Source organism: Lysinibacillus sp. FSL R7-0073 (assembly GCF_038009065.1).
GTDB lineage: Bacteria > Bacillota > Bacilli > Bacillales_A > Planococcaceae > Lysinibacillus > Lysinibacillus fusiformis.
In genome coordinates, this window is the sequence record NZ_JBBPAS010000001.1 from 3,870,287 (window position 1) to 3,888,166 (window position 17,880).

The 17,880-nt window shown below is 30.7% G+C and carries 14 protein-coding genes; 2 read left to right on the top strand and 12 right to left on the bottom strand.

Translation table 11 applies throughout. The annotated features are described in order from the left end of the window. Positions 1 to 37: 37 nt before the first annotated feature. The 6 genes from MKY88_RS19470 to MKY88_RS19495 form a co-directional block, all read right to left on the bottom strand. Entirely contained in the window at positions 38 to 1,972 is a 1,935-nt protein-coding gene (locus MKY88_RS19470) for a DUF1998 domain-containing protein (RefSeq protein WP_340814483.1), read from the bottom strand. Then, a complete protein-coding gene (locus MKY88_RS19475) occupies positions 1,965 to 5,492 on the bottom strand; it encodes a helicase-related protein (RefSeq protein WP_340814484.1) in 3,528 nt (1,175 codons plus the stop codon). The genes MKY88_RS19470 and MKY88_RS19475 overlap by 8 nt, the downstream gene beginning before the upstream one ends. Next, positions 5,493 to 7,049, bottom strand: a complete 1,557-nt coding sequence (locus MKY88_RS19480; protein ID WP_340814485.1) for a hypothetical protein — start codon at positions 7,047 to 7,049, stop codon at positions 5,493 to 5,495. It abuts the gene before it with no gap. Further along, a complete protein-coding gene (locus tag MKY88_RS19485; RefSeq protein WP_340814486.1) occupies positions 7,046 to 7,969 on the bottom strand; it encodes a hypothetical protein in 924 nt (307 codons plus the stop codon). The genes MKY88_RS19480 and MKY88_RS19485 overlap by 4 nt, the downstream gene beginning before the upstream one ends. 356 nt (positions 7,970 to 8,325) lie before the next feature. Continuing rightward, positions 8,326 to 9,600: an LlaJI family restriction endonuclease gene (locus tag MKY88_RS19490; RefSeq protein WP_340814487.1), complete on the bottom strand. Its 1,275-nt coding sequence runs from the start codon at positions 9,598 to 9,600 to the stop codon at positions 8,326 to 8,328. Positions 9,601 to 9,629: 29 nt separating this feature from the next. After that, complete coding sequence (locus MKY88_RS19495) at positions 9,630 to 11,255, bottom strand: AAA family ATPase (protein WP_340814489.1); 1,626 nt, start codon at positions 11,253 to 11,255, stop codon at positions 9,630 to 9,632. 136 nt (positions 11,256 to 11,391) lie between these two features. Between MKY88_RS19495 and dcm the strand changes: the two genes are divergently transcribed. Beyond that, entirely contained in the window at positions 11,392 to 12,603 is a 1,212-nt protein-coding gene (gene dcm, locus MKY88_RS19500; protein WP_340814491.1) for a DNA (cytosine-5-)-methyltransferase, read from the top strand. An 80-nt stretch (positions 12,604 to 12,683) separates the two neighbouring features. Beyond that, positions 12,684 to 12,998: a hypothetical protein gene (locus MKY88_RS19505; protein WP_340814492.1), complete on the top strand. Its 315-nt coding sequence runs from the start codon at positions 12,684 to 12,686 to the stop codon at positions 12,996 to 12,998. Positions 12,999 to 13,424: 426 nt separating this feature from the next. Here MKY88_RS19505 and MKY88_RS19510 read toward each other — a convergent pair whose 3' ends face one another. The 6 genes from MKY88_RS19510 to MKY88_RS19535 form a co-directional block, all read right to left on the bottom strand. Further along, positions 13,425 to 13,778 (bottom strand): hypothetical protein, encoded by a 354-nt coding sequence (locus MKY88_RS19510; protein WP_340814493.1) that lies wholly within the window; start codon positions 13,776 to 13,778, stop codon positions 13,425 to 13,427. Next, positions 13,779 to 13,958, bottom strand: a complete 180-nt coding sequence (locus MKY88_RS19515; protein WP_340814849.1) for an ImmA/IrrE family metallo-endopeptidase — start codon at positions 13,956 to 13,958, stop codon at positions 13,779 to 13,781. A 388-nt stretch (positions 13,959 to 14,346) separates the two neighbouring features. Next, complete coding sequence (locus MKY88_RS19520) at positions 14,347 to 15,189, bottom strand: hypothetical protein (RefSeq protein WP_340814494.1); 843 nt, start codon at positions 15,187 to 15,189, stop codon at positions 14,347 to 14,349. Positions 15,190 to 15,212: 23 nt separating this feature from the next. After that, on the bottom strand, positions 15,213 to 16,343 hold the full coding sequence (locus MKY88_RS19525; RefSeq protein WP_340814495.1) for a hypothetical protein: 1,131 nt from the start codon (positions 16,341 to 16,343) through the stop codon (positions 15,213 to 15,215). Positions 16,344 to 16,387: 44 nt separating this feature from the next. Continuing rightward, complete coding sequence (locus tag MKY88_RS19530) at positions 16,388 to 16,933, bottom strand: hypothetical protein (protein WP_340814497.1); 546 nt, start codon at positions 16,931 to 16,933, stop codon at positions 16,388 to 16,390. Positions 16,934 to 16,937: 4 nt separating this feature from the next. After that, a complete protein-coding gene (locus MKY88_RS19535) occupies positions 16,938 to 17,702 on the bottom strand; it encodes an HNH endonuclease (protein ID WP_340814499.1) in 765 nt (254 codons plus the stop codon). Positions 17,703 to 17,880: the final 178 nt, after the last annotated feature.

Consider the following 17,880-nt stretch of genomic DNA (forward strand, 5'->3'; position numbering starts at 1 on the left):
CAAAAATATAAACAGTACAAAAACAACTCCATATAAATTAAATTCCTTTTAAAACCATTGACTCCTTAAGATTAATAAATTCAAAGAAACTCATGAAATCTTCCTGTTTTTCATAACTAGCAATTAAACCACGATCTAAATACATGTTAAATTCTTCACACGATATTTCAGAAACATAGGTACAGTTATGACATGAAGCGCCATTTACATAATCTCTTCCCTGACCCTTTTCCATACCAATTTCATTACATATTGGATCAGATGAACACCATCTTGCACTTTCAATTGCTTTATTTAAAATTTCTGCAATTGATACAGTCTGTCCTAGTCTTACAAGTCCCCCCATTGTTCCTTCAGAATCACCCGTGGCAGTATAAATTAAAAATCCGTTCATATACTTGTCTTGATTTAGTCCAACATAAATACGCTCTTTTAAAGAACTTGAACTATACCCACAACTTAGTACAATTTCCTGAATAAACAAGTGAGATAGTGTATGTAATAACACATATCTTGGGGTTACGTCCTCTTTTACTTTGATTCCACTATTGTTTGCATTCCTTAGTCTTTCACTCAATTTACTAAATCGTTTGGAACCAAAAAACTTATCTTCCCAAGTGCTTAATAATTCATTATCAAATTCTATAAATATACCTTCACCATATACTTGGTAAGCAGGTAACCAACTATGCTTTTCAGGATGCCTAAATAATTTATGTTTCCCTTGTATAAGGATCTTATCTGGGTTAATTGAAAGTGCAGGAGGTTCTTTAATGCGACTAAATCCGTATAGAACACGAGTTTCAATCAACTTTGGTATTAGGTTCACTTGTGAAATCCCGAATTTATTTAATTGATTATCTCCATTCTTCGAATTGTAAGAAGGGACTATTTTTAACTTATCACTTGTGTCAAATGGTTCCTCTTTAGCTAAATAATCATACTCTACTAATTTTAAATTTAATGCTTCTTTATTATCTTCCTCAGTATGTGGCGAACTATATATATCAAGTGCCTTTTCTAGTAAAACAGTATCATATCCTTTGAGTTTATCTGGAAAATCAAATAAAAGTTCCTCGATAATTTCTTCTTTTGTATAAGATTTTTCTGTATATTTAATTATTTTTCTTTCAATACTCTGTTCACTATAGTGTTCAATTATTTTAGTGACCTCATATTGATCTACAAGAGGTATATAGATAGCATTTAACACTTGTGGATAATAAGCATTTGTCGCATTTTTTAATATTGGCTGTGGGATACATTCACAACCTTCATCATTTGGACTATTGCTCCCAAACCAAGGTTTTCGACCAGTACATTTATACTTTTTTCCTTTTTCAAGGTTTTCATAGAGTTTTTTCGAATCTCGAGTTGTTAAATGTTCTAGTTTTCTTTTGCTATTACAAGCTGTACATACTACTTGCATGGAACTAAGTGTTGCACCTCCTGTGGATAGAAATTTAAGTGGTCCTTTACAAACAGAATTTAAATCTTCATGTACCCATTGTTCCCAAGGAAAATCATCCAAATGTCCATTCTCACAGGCAACGATCAATGGTACTTGAATGAGCCTTGCAAATTTATTATTACAAGCAATACACAACAAGCGACTATCTTTACTAAAGTCTTTCTGTTTACTCATAACCCTACAATGTGAACAATAATAATAATTTGGGAATCTAAGCATCGGAATCTGAATATTTAAGTTTGATTCTTGTTCTCTCTGACGATTGTTAAAAGGCACTCGATAATCGGGCGGAATGCGAAATTCCTTAACCTTAAATATATTTTTTAAACGCTCTTCTTTAATCTGATATTCTTCAACTTGGATCTCATCATGAAACCAAAAATCTAATGCTCCAGGCATCATATTGATCCCATCACTATTCGTTGTAATTGCACCAACTCCATTTGGAGATATTAATTCTGAACGACGTAATGGAATTTCAGCTTCTTTAGGTCTAATCATGATTTATAACCTCCAAATCTTGTGAATTATAAATATTCGAAATTGTGCCCATGCAAGATGCATCTACATTCCGCAGAGATGTTAAAATTGGTAATGCGTTTTTTTTATAACTATTTGGAACATAGGAACCAAATGAATACATATAAAAATAATCATTACTTTTATAGTTTTGTTGCCATAAAGTACAACTATCACTTAATAACCGATTTTTAATTTCTTCAAATTTTTCTTCAAAGTAATTTAAGCTTGATGATGATGAATCAATATTAATCAAGCGATTTCTTATTTTTGAATACATATTATCAAAAAGATGTGTAAACTGTTTAATCGTAATTGGCGATTCACCTAAAGCCTCATCACCCAACTGTCTCAACCACCCAATCATTATCCCAGCTAATGCACGATCTATCGATGGCTCAGAAAATGGTGTAACACTTGTTGCTTCAACATGTTGATATAAACTTTGATGATACTCTTTAAAATGCTCAAAATGAGATTTATCTCGTGACATCGATAATTTATATAAAGTCATAACTAACCCAGGACGTTCAAACCAAGCACGACCTACCCTACCACTAACCTGAATGTATTGTGCTGTATTTTTAGGTTGTCCTACAATAGACATTAAAGACAATCGTTCAACATCAACTCCAACTTCAATAATATTTGAAGCCAAACACACATCAATCGCTTTTGGTTGATCAAACGGTGTTTTAAGTTCATTCAAAGCATTTGTGACCTGCCTATTCTCTAAACGTGAAGTTAATTCTTTAATCGTATTAATAAATCTTCCTTGTTCTTTAATATAATGCTTATTTCTAAATTGTAAGAAATAGTTTGACATATCAGTTTGGAATAACGTTAAACTTCCACCTAATTCTCTTATGCTGTTATAAAAGGCAAGTAAAGTCCAATATGCGTCAGGATTATCAAATTGTTTGACTATTTGTAAAACTGTAGTATACACTTTTACCTGCAATTGCTGGATCCCAATAAAATGACTGGCAATCCCTATATACTTCCTCCCTCTAGATGGTCGTAATTCTTTTGTTATTGGATCTTTCTCCATATGAACCTGTGCGAAGAAAGAATCTTTATGAGACAGACCTGGACTAGGAAACAACTTGATTTTATCCGTTTCGCGGTCAAAGAGAGCCTGAATCTGTTTTTTATAGCCTCTGACTGTCGCTGTCGCACAAATAATTTTAGGTCTACCTTTATCAGTTGTACGATAATCTGTACATAATTCTTCTATTATTGTTTCATATATTCCTACAGTTGAACCTAAAGGTCCTGAAATAAGATGTAACTCATCTTGAATAATTAATGAAGGTGGCGCAAGATATCGATCTCCATTTTTACCAATTCCAAAGATACTGCGGGCTTTAGGCTCCCAAGCAAGCATGGCAAATTTATCAACCGTACCAATGATAAAAGTAGGTGAGTTTTCATAAATCTGTTCATCCACTAAGTAGATTGGGAGCTTTTGGTGAAATGAACAATCTTTATTTGGGCAGTAGATAAAAAAATCACTTGTTCTTCTATTGCTTATACTTCTGTATCCAGTAACCTCATATTCCTTATTACCTTTTACTTTTGCTTTTTTCTCATAACGCGTCATTTCGCAACGACATAACGGGCAATGATTAATAAGAAACTCATATTTTTTATAGCCTGTAGTCTTCAAATTTTTTAATTGTTCTATCGCATCTTTAATTTTATTCGGTGTATTACTTTTCCCTACCCATAAACCAATTGAAATTTCCTTTTTGCCAAAAAGCTCTGTATGATTCATTCTAATTAAATCTAAAGCACAAATTAAACGTGCAGAACGTTGGAACTGATCGGCTGTTAATAATCGCAATGTATAACGCATCAATACCTCAGTTCCACAATCATCAGCATTTACTAATCGTCTATATAAAATAGTTGTGGCTGCAACCGCTAAATATGCCTCCGTTTTACCTCCCCCTGTAGGAAACCAAATTAAATCAGCTATTTCTCTTTCTTTAGTCGCTTCTTTAGGAAGTGAAGGTAATGACATCAGTAAAAAAGAAATTTGAAATGCACGCCAGTATCCTTTACGATTGTTAACATATTTATTTCGTAATTCTTCAACCGCTGGTAATTTTAAAATTGTTTCATCATCCAATTTGTAAAAAAGGTTGCCTTCTTCTATAATAGCTTGTTGAATAGAGCCACCTGATATTTGTTGAATAAACATTGCTAAATTTGCATATTGAAATGCCTTTAGAATTGATTCATCCTCTAATGCTAAAATCCCTTTTTTCATTCGGTTAAGAGCAAATTCACACTCCTCGAGATGTTTCTCAGCAATTACATGGAGATTTATGGGGTAATTGGCGATTTTACACCTTTGCGTACCAATCCATTTTTCATAACTAGATGTAATTTTCGATAACATCTGTTGAACATCTTGTAATGAGCCATCAACCATATCTAGCATTGATATCTTCAATTCCTGATCGTTTTCAACTTTTATATCCGGTGTGATATTTGTTATTTCATGTTCAGGAATAAAGGTTGTTTTAAGAAAACTTGCTTTATCATCCCAATTTACAGAACAACCGTGCCCTAATGCATATGTTTTCACATCATGGTAGAGTAAAGAATTGCTTAAATCCTCTTCTGATGATTTAGAACTTAGCATTAAGGAAGTAGGATATGGATCAAAACAGTCATTATTTTTATATGTAACCTTTAGACAACATTGAAACAGTGCATTTTTATATATCTGTGAACGTTCATTTGACAAGTTCGTTAAACTGACTGTAACAAAATACCCCTCTTTTTCGATACTTTCAATTTGTCTAAGATTAACTCTTAAGTCTAATAATAGTGTGTCATGCTTAAACTGTTGGCTATACATCAATTTTGATGAATGAAGTTGCAAGTCTGTGATAACATTTACTGCTTCTCGATTCCACCAAACGGTCTGGTAAGGATTGTACTTATTTTCTTCATCAATTAAGCGGACATTTACTTTTTTGTAAATACCTCCTGTTATTTCGAATGATAACTGGGATAATTGCTCTTTAGCTGATACATAAAATGTAAACGCCATACTAGAAGGAATCTCATCACTCATAGAATAGCTATTATCTTCAATCGTATCTTTTCTATTTGAACGATTAGCAATCTTTTCGATATCTTCTTCATTTACCAAAACTTCATCATTTTTTAAGGCATTTAATGGACTATCACTATCAGAATCATCTAAATCAACTAATTCTTGATTATAAGGCAATAATATACCTGCAGAATATTGAGTAATTGGAGAGTTTCCATTATGAATAATTTCATCTTTAGTTTGAATGTTATAATAAAATTTCTTCTGTTTATCTTTAGCACTTGAGTAATAAATATCTTTTATAGATTCATAATCAACATTAATACCAATCATTGTTTCTTCATCAATTTTGACAGGTCCTATTAATTCTTGCTTGAGCGCTTCTACTAAAATATCTCTATTACCTATATTTCCCTGTAATATGTCCATTTAAATAACCTCCTTATTATATAAATCTAAAGGTATACCAACCTGACTTATAGGAACTTGATATGTTTTATCAGATATTCTTTTCACTCTACATAATTTCACCTTTAAAAATTCCATATTTGGAATAGTAATATTAGAGATACCATCAATATCATCAAATATACTTGGATTAGAGTCTAAATAATCCCGTAGTTGCTTTCTGACAATACGACCTAACTGATTATGGTATTTTGATAGTCGTTTGCACGCATAAAAAAATTTATCTGCAGTTTTCTCTTTTTGTGTAATGTGTCTTAATAGTATTTTGAATTTCGTATTATCTTGTAATTTAAATGATTCCTTTTTTGTGAGACCTATAACTTGATACTCTTTAAGTTTAAGGTCTAACTTTTGATTTAAATGTTTTGTATATCGTTCAACACCATATCTTTCAATTTGTTTTTTCAAATAATCCTTTAATCGTGCTAAGATTTTCCTATCATTAAGAATCCCTTCTTTTTCAAAATAAAGATCCGCAATCTCTTTCCGATCATCCCAATTATAAAAATCAACTAATACAATGAATTCTCCTACAAAAATCTCATTTAAATGCTTTCTTTCAAAAATAAAATCATTTGTCACTACATCACACTTGGCTCTTTTGCCAATTTCCTCTAAGAGAACGTCATTACCTTCTAACTCAATTAATTTACATTCGACGAGTAAATCGTTATTTTCTGAAGTTTCTTTAGAAATCAAAATGGAAATAAAGGATTCTGGAATTGTTGGTTCTTCTAAGGTAAATATGTTGTTTGTTGTTTCTGTAATTTCATCTTCATTTAACATATACGTATTCTCAATTTGTTTGTGATTAACGAGAACGGGATTTGGTGTACCAATGACTCTTTCATGTTCGATCCAATTATCGAATTTTAGCTGTGAATAGTAACAACTGAATGTGATAAAGTAAAAATGGTTTGCATTAATATGTTGTAGAACATAATTTGAATATACTTTAGGTGAACCAATAAAGATAACATTATCGTAAGCCTTAACGTCCTTCACAAACTCAGTATAAGTTTTAAAATCAATGGATAATTGATTAAATAAAGAGGTAACTTTTTTAGCAAATTCACTATGTAAAGGTTTTTTAGTAATAACCACATAACGCATTGATGAGTACATTATGATTTCTCGTAAGGCTAATTCAAATGGATGGTAGGTAAGTTCATACACCTTCCAAAAATCTTTAACAAGCTCCCCTAACCGGGACGAATCACCTAAAAATTCCTTAAATTCTGTATTTATCCTTTCTATTAAATGCATAAAATAGTCTTCTGGAAATTGTTCATATAAAGGAATAATAGTTGTACTGTAAGAATACAATATATTCCTGATTTCATAATCTAGTAGAGCTATATTTTGATGTAGTATATTGCTATTTAGTATATTTTTAATTTGATATAGGTTCTTATTTATCCGATTTGTAACATTATCATTTATGCTAATCTGTGAAAATTTAGGTGTACGCAATATATATTGGTTATATATCTCAGAGAATTCCTCTAGTTTAGTCATTTTTTCACCACCCAAGTTCCCATTTCAATACCCTTAGGAATATTAGTAAATACAGCATCTTCTATAAGTTTGCTAGAACCATTATCATCCATTAAGTCTACTACCATTGATAATGCTTCAATCTCTGTTGGATTACTTTCAACAGAACTATAGAGTACAATACTCGAAAAACAATTTAATTCTTCATAAAAATTATAAAAGGCATCTAGTGAAGTATAAATAACAACTGTAGATCGGGGTAGACCATTTAAATCACCTTTATATTTACTTGAATAAATATCTGTCAAATAATAAGACTGTAGATGTAAAAATGGGCGCATTAATAACCAACTATAAATTTCTATATTATCAATTTTCTCTTGAGCCTCAAGTTTTAATTTTCTCTCATTACCAATTAATAGAATACGATGATTGTTCGACCTTGCTAAACTATCTAAATTTCTAATTGGATAATAATCTTTCAATATGTTAATAGTTTTATTTTTTAAAGTACGATTCCTTTTGTATATAACCTGTTCATTGGCAATCCTAATTTTGTTTTCCCAATTTTCACCCAACTTTGTTCTTGTTGAATACCTTTTTTTATCTTCAATAATAGGATACCCATTATCTGTAAAATCAATAAAAGTATGTGGTGTCTCAACCTGGTTAACTGATGGTTTATAATAAATTAATAATCCTGGTTTCAATTTACTTTTTAAATCATCAATTTCGGTTTCTCCACTTGGCTTACAATAAATTTGGTCAGCAGTTCCAAGACTTAAAAGGTGTGGAATATAACTAGTATAGGGTACTTTAATAATGGTATTATGTATAAGTTCATCTTCTAAAATTTCTTGGCCATACAAACGACCCAGCTTTAAAAAAAATTGAGCCCAATTAAGCGAGCCTGTTGTCATTTCTATATCTTTAAAAAACAAGGCTATCACTCCAATAAGATTAATATATACATTTTAACATCTTTTATAGAAACTGGGTCCAGCAATAAATTAATAAGTAAGTTTGAAAATATTTTATTTCAACTATAAAAGAAAAAACTCGCAAAAGTCGAAATACGTTTTGCGAGTTAGAAAGATTTTGAAAATATTATGTTGTGCACAAAATGTAAAGGTGTTTTAAAATTTTAAAAATCCCTAATCCAAAATCTTAAATTCACATTTATATGAGTATAATGTTTAGATTGGATTGAGAGTTTTTCTTATTAACCTTACGAGGTAAACATTGAACCTTGCTCCAAATGTAACAGATTAATTAACATTTAATATATCAAAACTTACTAGTTAATTTTTCTTATCATTTGATTAATAAAATCGAATCTTTCCTTACCAAGATAACATTGCATCGCTAAAAAAGTATTAATCTTATAAGCTTTAATATATCCTAAATCCATGTTCTCCTCAATACTGACTCTACCTACATACTTTATTGGATCGAGGTCACCTGAAGGAAAAAGAAAGGAATTTTCTACCGTTTCTAACTGTTTAATTCTTTGGTGCATTTTCGCATTAATATTCCTAAAAATAGTAAATCCATAAAAAAATTGTTTTACAATATCCGACCAACCAGGTAAATTAGTATCAATATCGTAATATTTCGCATCTAGGATATAGATTGTTTTTTCTTTTATAAAAATTATATCTGGTCTTTGAGACTGGACCTTTGCTGAGCTTTCAATTTCCCACTTAGTTTTCGGTATCAAAGACCTAAGTCCTTTATATTGATTTTTAAAGTTAAAACTACAAATTACTTCCCAAACATTATGAAAGTATGGTGTAACCATTATTTCTATTTTTTCAAATCTATCAAACTCAATTCCCGATAAAAAATCCCTTAGTATTTTAACAACTTTCATTTCTCTATCAACAAACGTACTGTTCAACTCTTTTGTTAAAAAGTTTATACCATAATTGATATCACATGGTAGTTCAAGAAATTCTTCAACATTTTCTAATGATAAATCAAATAACCATCCATATTTTTCTATACTCTTATTAACACAATAACGATATATTTGTAATAATAAGTGGTGGTGATCTATCATGTTTTTTTTAGAAACTGTATCATTATAAATAACAGATCCTTCAGAAAATATAGGCTGTTTTTTATTTATTGTCGCTGACCAGTCAATTCGTCCAGAATATGATGAGGATTCTATTCTAATTTCTTTCTTCAAGGGACCGTTTTCAATAAAATCCGAAATAATTAGATAAGAAGTATAATAACTCTCTTTATACTGCCCATCCTCACCACCAAGTAACTCCATTTCCTCAACATTTAAATTAGATTCCTGTTTATACTTTAGTAAGACTTGGAAAAGAACTTGCGCATGTTTTAATAAATCTTTTTCTTCACGTGGCACGTTATAATTTTTGGGGAAAATAATGATAAAAGTATTTTTATAAATTATAAAACCAGTTACTTTAAATTTTATTTTATTATTTTTAACGCTACATATTTCCCTATTAATAAGTTGAGTCACAAAGTCGTTAGGATAGTCATTGTCATACTCTTTATATTCAATTGCAATAATATAATTCGTTTTGTGTTTCACTTGAACACACCACCTGATTCTACTCAATTTTATTCTTCAATTAAGTCTTCCTCAGAAGAAATTTCATCACCTATTCTCACTTGTTGTTCTTGCTCTTCCATTTCCATTTGAATAATATCATCATGGATATTCAAAACATCCATACCATTGTTAAATCCTACGACAAGATCAGAATAAGTTTTTATCTCTGTACCAAAAAACTTTTCTCTGTTGTACCTTACTACATCATCCCACAGATAAATTAATAACTTAGACGAAATATTATTGTTATCAGCAATTTCTTCAGGACTAATAAAATATGGACCAATGAGACGGTCTTCGTTAATTCCTAAAGTTTTCAGCTTGTTATTTATACAAGAAATTATAAATTTCCAAGCATAACTTTCCCCTGTGTAAATGACAGGACTGTTTTCGTGTACAAATCCACTTTCCTTTATTTCCATATATTTGAATTTCCATCTTCGTTTAAAAGCAGAATCAAGCACATATACACCTTGATCAGCACTGTTCATTGTAGCAACGATATTCATATTGCTTGGGATATATAAACCTTCTTCAAAAGAAGACCTTACATCTTCAAGGGACATTAAGTAGTTATGTAAATCTTCACTTGGCCGGATACGATATTGACTACTTCCATCAAATTTTCTGTCGAGAAGTTGGAACATATCGCCAAATACTGCTGGTGCATTACCTCTATTTATCTCTTCAATTAGCAGTGTGTAACTAGAGGTAGGATTTCGAATAGATTCAATCAGTACACTGATAAAAGGGCCAGGAACATATTGATAATCAATTATCGGTTCTCCACGATGAAAACTCTCCCCATTTATCCTATGTATAGTTATATCAGTCTCTTTATATATCGGAACCGGTTTATAATTACCAACAAAATCGAAATATGAATACTCAGAGTGAAATACTATTCTAGTAGTATTAGTGTAATTTTCTTCTAAATACTTGCTTTTCCCAGTTCCTGGTGCACCATAAACTATCAAATTTTCAGAAGGTGTTTGAGTTACAGGGCTAAATCTCTGTTCACGTAAATTTAATGCACTATTCATAAGGTTAGAATTTGAGGCCAAATAATACACAATTTCTGCAACATACGCCTGACTCACATTAACAAGTTCAAGCAAGTTCAGTGTAGGTGAAACATAATAATCTCCCCTATCTACTGTTTTACTGCCGTACCACCAGTTATAATCCGTAATAAACCTACATAAATATTCGGCACTTTCTTGGTCGTCATCAAAATAATTATAAATTGCATCTTTTATATAAGGTGCGACATCATCAATGTTACTATATTCTTTTAACTCTTTAACATTATCCATAAATTTTTTTCTTGACATTCCATTAACATTGGATTCTGCGATTTGCTCTACAACGCTTTTATACTCTATCAATTCTGAAACAAATTCCACCGCAAATGTAGCTAAATAAAACCACTGGTTAGGACAGAATATTTTCATATTTGTACTTGTATGGATTTCTGCAGAATAATCAAAATATTGAATTGTTATATTTTTGGCTGCTAATACTTCTGAAAGACGTTCCTTAAATTCTCTATTAAGTTTAAAATCTTCATTTATAAATGTACTTCGGTAATTCTCTTTAGTGATTATCGCTAAATCATTTAAATCTCTAAGCATCTTTTTACCTCCCATAATAAGTATAAGGTAATTATATCTATTAATCAGCTATATTGACATACGAATATTCGTTTGGTAGAATCGTGTCAACAAGAGGACATTTAGACCTCTACAATACCCATAAAGAGGTGCTTTAATGGTTAATAATTTAGAGATAAAACAAAAACGAGAGAGACTTGGACTAACACAAAAGGAGTTTGCTGATGCACTTGGTTTGGGTAAATATGGTGATAGAACACTACGTAGATGGGAGAATGGAGAAAGTACACCTTCCGTTCTTGAGTTAGCTTCTATAATTAATTTTCCAGAAAAACCAAGATTCCCAAATCCTTCAATAACGGATGCAAAATTTTTAATGATAGATTTATTTGCAGGTATAGGTGGAATAAGATTAGCTTTTCAAAGTCAAGGAGGATATTGTTGCTTCACTTCAGAATGGGATAAGTTTGCAGCAAAAACTTACAGAGCAAATTTTGGCGATGAACCAAATGGTGATATTACCAAAATAAATGAAAAAGAAATTCCTGATCATAATATTCTATTAGCTGGATTTCCTTGCCAAGCTTTTTCACAAGCTGGATTAAAGCAAGGATTTGAAGATACGAGAGGTACTTTATTCTTTGATGTAGCTAGAATCATTGCAGAAAAACGTCCCGATGCATTTTTACTAGAAAACGTTAAAAATTTAAGAAATCATGACAAAGGAAGAACATTCACTAAAATAAAAGAAACACTAGAAGAACTAGACTATACATTTGAAGCCAAAGTGCTTCGTGCAGCCGATTTCGGTGTTCCTCAAAATCGTGAGCGAGTTTTCATGGTAGGTTTCAATAAAAGAATAGGTGGTGAACTTGTGCCTTTTAAATTTCCTGAGCCATTAAGTACACCAACACACTTAGGAGATATACTTTTCAAAAAAGTTGATGAAAAGTATACAATTTCTGATAAATTGTATGAAGGTCATCTACGAAGAAAAGAGATGCACAAGCAAAAAGGAAATGGATTTGGATTCTCTTTATTCGATGAAAATAGTATCTATACTAATACGTTAAGTGCTAGATATTATAAAGACGGAAGTGAAATACTCATAGATCAAGGTGAAAGGAAAAACCCAAGAAAACTCCATCCACATGAATGTAAAAGACTGCAAGGATTTCCTGAAGAGTTTGTCATTCCGGTTTCTGATACACAAGCATATAAACAGTTTGGAAATTCCGTTGCAGTACCAGTAGTAAAAGCAGTAGCTAAAGAAATGATAAAAGCAATGGATACAGTACAGTTTTTTACAGACTATAAAGCTAATCTATTAAAAGAAAAGACTTCTAAAAAAGAGTGCATTTATAATTAATGAACTTTTCTAATTAATTTTTAACCAAAGCTTAATATAAAGGCAAAGCAATATTAACTCATAATTTAGTAAAATCCTTAATGAAAAAGGTGAGTCGAATAGAGAATATAGTAATATATTATCAGCAGAAAAAAGATGAAATTAATAAGCAATCTATTGCCTTTATAAAAAGTTTAATTATACAATTAGAAAAACAATATGTTATTAAGGGAGTATTTATTGATCAATATAATGACAGAAGTGAATTTTATAATTTTATAAATACTTCCCCTAAAAATATTAGTGTTATTTTTATAAGTTTACCTTTAGATAAATTTGATCAAACCTTATTAGATGAAGTCGCTAAAGTAGGTAATTTATACATAACCTATAACTCCGAATACAATAATTTATAGTATCAAAAGGTAACTAGTCAACAAGTAAAATTAAAGGATAAATGTAGTACAATCCAGTATGGTTTTTCTTCGGAAAAAGTTGAAAATTCTATTCATCCAAATGTGATTGGTCACAGGAACTAGCTTTTTTCTGTTAGTGAAACTGAGACTAAAGCGAATACGATCTGTTTATGTTTGGTTGAAACAGTAAAAATAAATGGTATTGACTTTTATTTATTGACATTAATGACAGATTTGCCTAATTTACCGCTCCATCAGCAACCAGATGATCTAAAAATATCCAAGTGATATGTGCAAAATTACCGTTTATCTGAATTTTTCCCAGATAAACGGTCATTCGTTGTGCGTACAGAAAAGGTTGCTTTGTTATATATAGAACTTATTTAATACTTCCAATCATAATAGAAATGCAGATACTCATTAAAATCATGAACCTAAGTTACGCTTTTTGAAATCTTTTATCTTTAAAACCATTTTCGACTGTGAATTATCATTAAATATGGCTGGATCAACACCGCAAATTTCACCAAGCATTTTAGGAGTAAGATATAGCTGATATTGTTCCGCTAATTTCATAGGTATTTCATGCCCTTTTAAAATATTTTCATCCATCAATAATTCTAAAGATTGCTTAAATGCTACTGGTAATGTCATTTTTGTATCTAAATCAAACGGCTCTGGATTTCTCCATTTTCGATAGTGCATTTGTTTATATAATTTCATTTCCTGCTCTGGAGAAATTAAATTTAAGTCTTTAACCCGCTTTATCATAGCAGCCATTTATACATTCCATTTCTTCTTTAAATTGTAATAAGTTTCGACTTCATCTACAATTAACCCACTTAGTTCTTGTCCAAATGAGACACTTGGCATTAAAAAGGTAGAGGCAAATTTGTTTGCTTCATCCTCCATTACCTTATATTCATCTTTATCTAATTCTTGTGGGTTTAAAGGGGCTATACAAAAGTTTGTTAGCTATTTAGAAGGTTAAGTTTTTGACTTAGTTTTGACTAGAAATTGACTAGATTTGAATGAAAACAGGTGAAATTGGATGAAATTAAAAAAGTGCCAAAACCCTGTATTATCAAGGGTTTTGACACTCTGTGAAATCATTTGATTTCAGAAAATGGAGACGGCGGGAGTCGAACCCGCGTCCAGAAGCTCCAATACGCCTGCTTCTACGCGTGTAGTCTACCTATTTACAATTCGCGTTTCCTTATGCCGACACTTAGAACGGCAAGGATTGCAAACTTTAAAGCCGCGCTCATTTCAACTATTTTATCCACTAGGGAGTATTACATATTTACGAACTTGGTTCAAAGACCTGTCTACTATAAGTATATAATAATTAATTCAAATGTTGATTGCTACTAATTTGAAGTTTTTTCAACATTGCTATCATTGCAATAAATAATCCAAAGTGAATACTCGGAATCCATATCCCCTTTTTATATAAAGATATAAACACTATAGAAATTATTATTGATAAAATTACAAATCCCCATGACCATATATTATTCTTTATTTTCTTTTCTTGAATCAAGCTACCAACCAATAACACATAAAATAGGAAAAACACCAAATTAAATATCATTTGAAGTAAATAATATTTATCAAATAGAGACTCTACAGAGGATAAGGCAAAACCTAAAAATCCAATAATCAAAATAAAAGTTAATGAAATAAATGTCATAGTAGTTGACATAAACACATTACTAAATCTCGTCCTTAATATATAACCCACATTATCCACTATGTTATCAGTATTTACCATAACGATTGAGCTGTCTTGATTACGTTTAAGTCCTTCCAGTTCGATATTTAATAATTTGATTAATTCCTCCATTTCAACATCTTCAATAGTAGGAGTTATATTATGAAGTTTATCCCCTAATTTATATGAAACATATGGGAATGCATTTATTATTTTAAGTTTAAGTTGTTCAAATTTTTCTTCTGTTTTTAACAAATTTTGATATTTTATCAGCTCGAACTTTAGCTCTAACAAACTTTTCAAAGCTACATCTAATTGTTCTCTTTTTAAAGCTGATTCATCAGCAATTTTATTTTTAAATTCTTTAAAAAGTAAGATTGCTATCAACATTAATCCTAAATAAAATATTAAACTGAATTTATCTTCACCAAAAAGACTATTAATTGTATCAACTAACATTTCACCTAACTTGTCCATAAAAACTCCCTCTCACTTCCACTTTACCAATCCATATTTATTTCTCTATCCCAAGCCTCAAGTGCATACTCTAAATATTGCTCTAACTTATCGTCTGATTCCAGCGCTTCATTATAAGTCTCAAAATCCATAACTGTATATCTAATATCCAACCCAGATTCAATTATTTTCATCTTTCTAGACAATACAGGTGTATCTTTAATCCAAGTATGAAATTCATCAATAGTATTAATAATTTCTTCTAATGTTTCACTTTTAGACAATCTAGTATAAAAATGCCCATCACTTATATTTGTAGGTACATATCCTAAGCCTTCAATATAAACTAGCATATAATCTAATGACTTATCGAAACCTCCATGAGCAATAGGATTTCTATAGTTATTTTTAATACTTACGAGCGCATTATAGTAACTCTGAATTATTTTATCTTTTATATCAAAAATGATTTTAAATTTGTCTTGCCATGTTAATTCAATAAAATCTTTTAAAGATACCTCGCTTTTTTGAAATGCAAATAAGAGGACTAATACATGTTCTTGAAAACTAAAATATGCCTCCAACATTGCCGTGGTATTATAGAAGCCTTCTGTAGACAACCTTTGTCTTCTATTAATTAGATTACTCTCCGATTTTATACCCTCTTTAGAATAACTCTCTATGGCCTTACTCTTAAAATACTTGTATCTACTAAACAAGCGATATGAACTGTTTTTAATTATTACTTGTCCAGAATCAACACTTTTTTCCAAGGGCTTTTCTAAAAGATTGTCCGCTATCTTACCTAAATTCCATAATGTTCGCATTAGGCTCTTTAAAAAATCAGAATCATTACTATCTGTATAAATGTATGTACCAAATTTCCTTATTGAATAACAACATTCAATTTCTTTATATCTGAAATGAATTTCACAAAATACTTTTTCCATTTCTTTAAAATGTGATTCGCATTTTAGTAAATCTACTAATAAAAAGACCATTAAATGTTGAGGAGGAACTTTGTAACCAATCGCTTCTAGTTCATTACTTTTAAATCTATATATACAATTATTAAAATTCACATTGCTCTTTGAAATCTCTCGAGCAGCCATATCTAAATACTTTATTCTTTCATTGCCTTCTTCAATAAACCTTTCTCTCCAATCTACACTCATTTAGTTACCTCCTAAATAGACAATTAGAAATTTTTACATACAGTCTACTTTTCAATTTTATTTACAAAAGGTATGTAGAGAAATCCTTCTGAAATAATATTTTGAACTGTTCCACTAGACGCCCTTGTATTAAATTTCATCTTTGGTGAAATGCTTACCATATTTTTATTATAAAGATTAGTAAATCTAATTTTTAATACTCCCTCTTTATCGAACAACTCTTCATTATATGGTATTTCGATACCGAAACATTTACCAGTCTCTATATATTTATTATCTTTCTTTAAATACTTAAACTCTAACTTCGTACATTCACGCTTTGAATCAATACATAGTACAACCTCATTAATTCTTATATGTGGAGAAGCGTCATTTAAAATAATAAGCTTATTTGGAGCATTTTCTTCCATTCTCGAAATAGAGGTTACATGAAACCATGGTTGTACAGAATATTGTTGACTTTCTTCTGCCTGCTTCGAGTTAGTTAAGCTTATTTTAACAGTAAGTAAAGCTATAATACTTGCAACCGCAGACGAAATTGCCCCTACAGCTCCCCAATTGACGTTAGAAAACCAATCTAACCAATCCATTATTTCATCTCCTTTTAAACTGTGCTCTTAGTTGGTCTATAGTAACAAATTCTCCATCTAATTTTTTATGTAACATAGCATGGCAATTCGGACATACAGGAACTAAATCCCTCTTATAATTTACCTTATATGAACCGCCTACTTCATGCAGAGGGATAATATGATGAACATGAATAAACCCTTTACCAATCTCTCCATAAACCTCTTCAAAGTTCATATTACAAACAGCACAGTTTAAACCATGCTCTTCAATACATTTCTGCCTCGCAACGGAGCTACGTTCATATTTATTAACGGTGATTGTTCGTCTATGTCCTTCTTCTAAATCATTACCAACTTCTTCTGGAAAGACACCTTCCGAATAATAATCATTAAAATTGCTCTCTAAATACGCTTCGAGTTGCTCCCTTACTTTTATTGGACCTTGTGGCGCAGCTTTTAAACCATTCTCCTTTAATTCGTAAAGTGAAAGCTTCTCACTATCTACACGTTCAATTAATCTCAATCGAGCATATTTTCCCGATAAAGAGTTTTCATATTCCTCTATATCATACCAATACTTTTTATCATCTGTTATCTCATCTGATGAAATTTCAACCTTTTCTACAATGGTTTTAAACATAACCTTCATATATGGCTTAGTAGCGTATATATAGACAGTATCTCCTACTTCATAGTTTGCTTTTTGACGCCAGTCTATATATCCAAATTCATCAAAAGCTCCTACATGGTTGTACATTTTACCATTTGCAGATATTAACCACTTCATAAAATAACACCACCCATTTTTGTACTATTATACCATTTTCAAAATTAATAATAAGGAACTATGTGTCACAAATATTGAAATATAATCCAAGAATAACTCATTAGCAGCTACTACCTAGCTTAGTTTACGGAACAGACAGGGAATCAATGGTACTCATTGCTCTCACTTTCCTTTATAG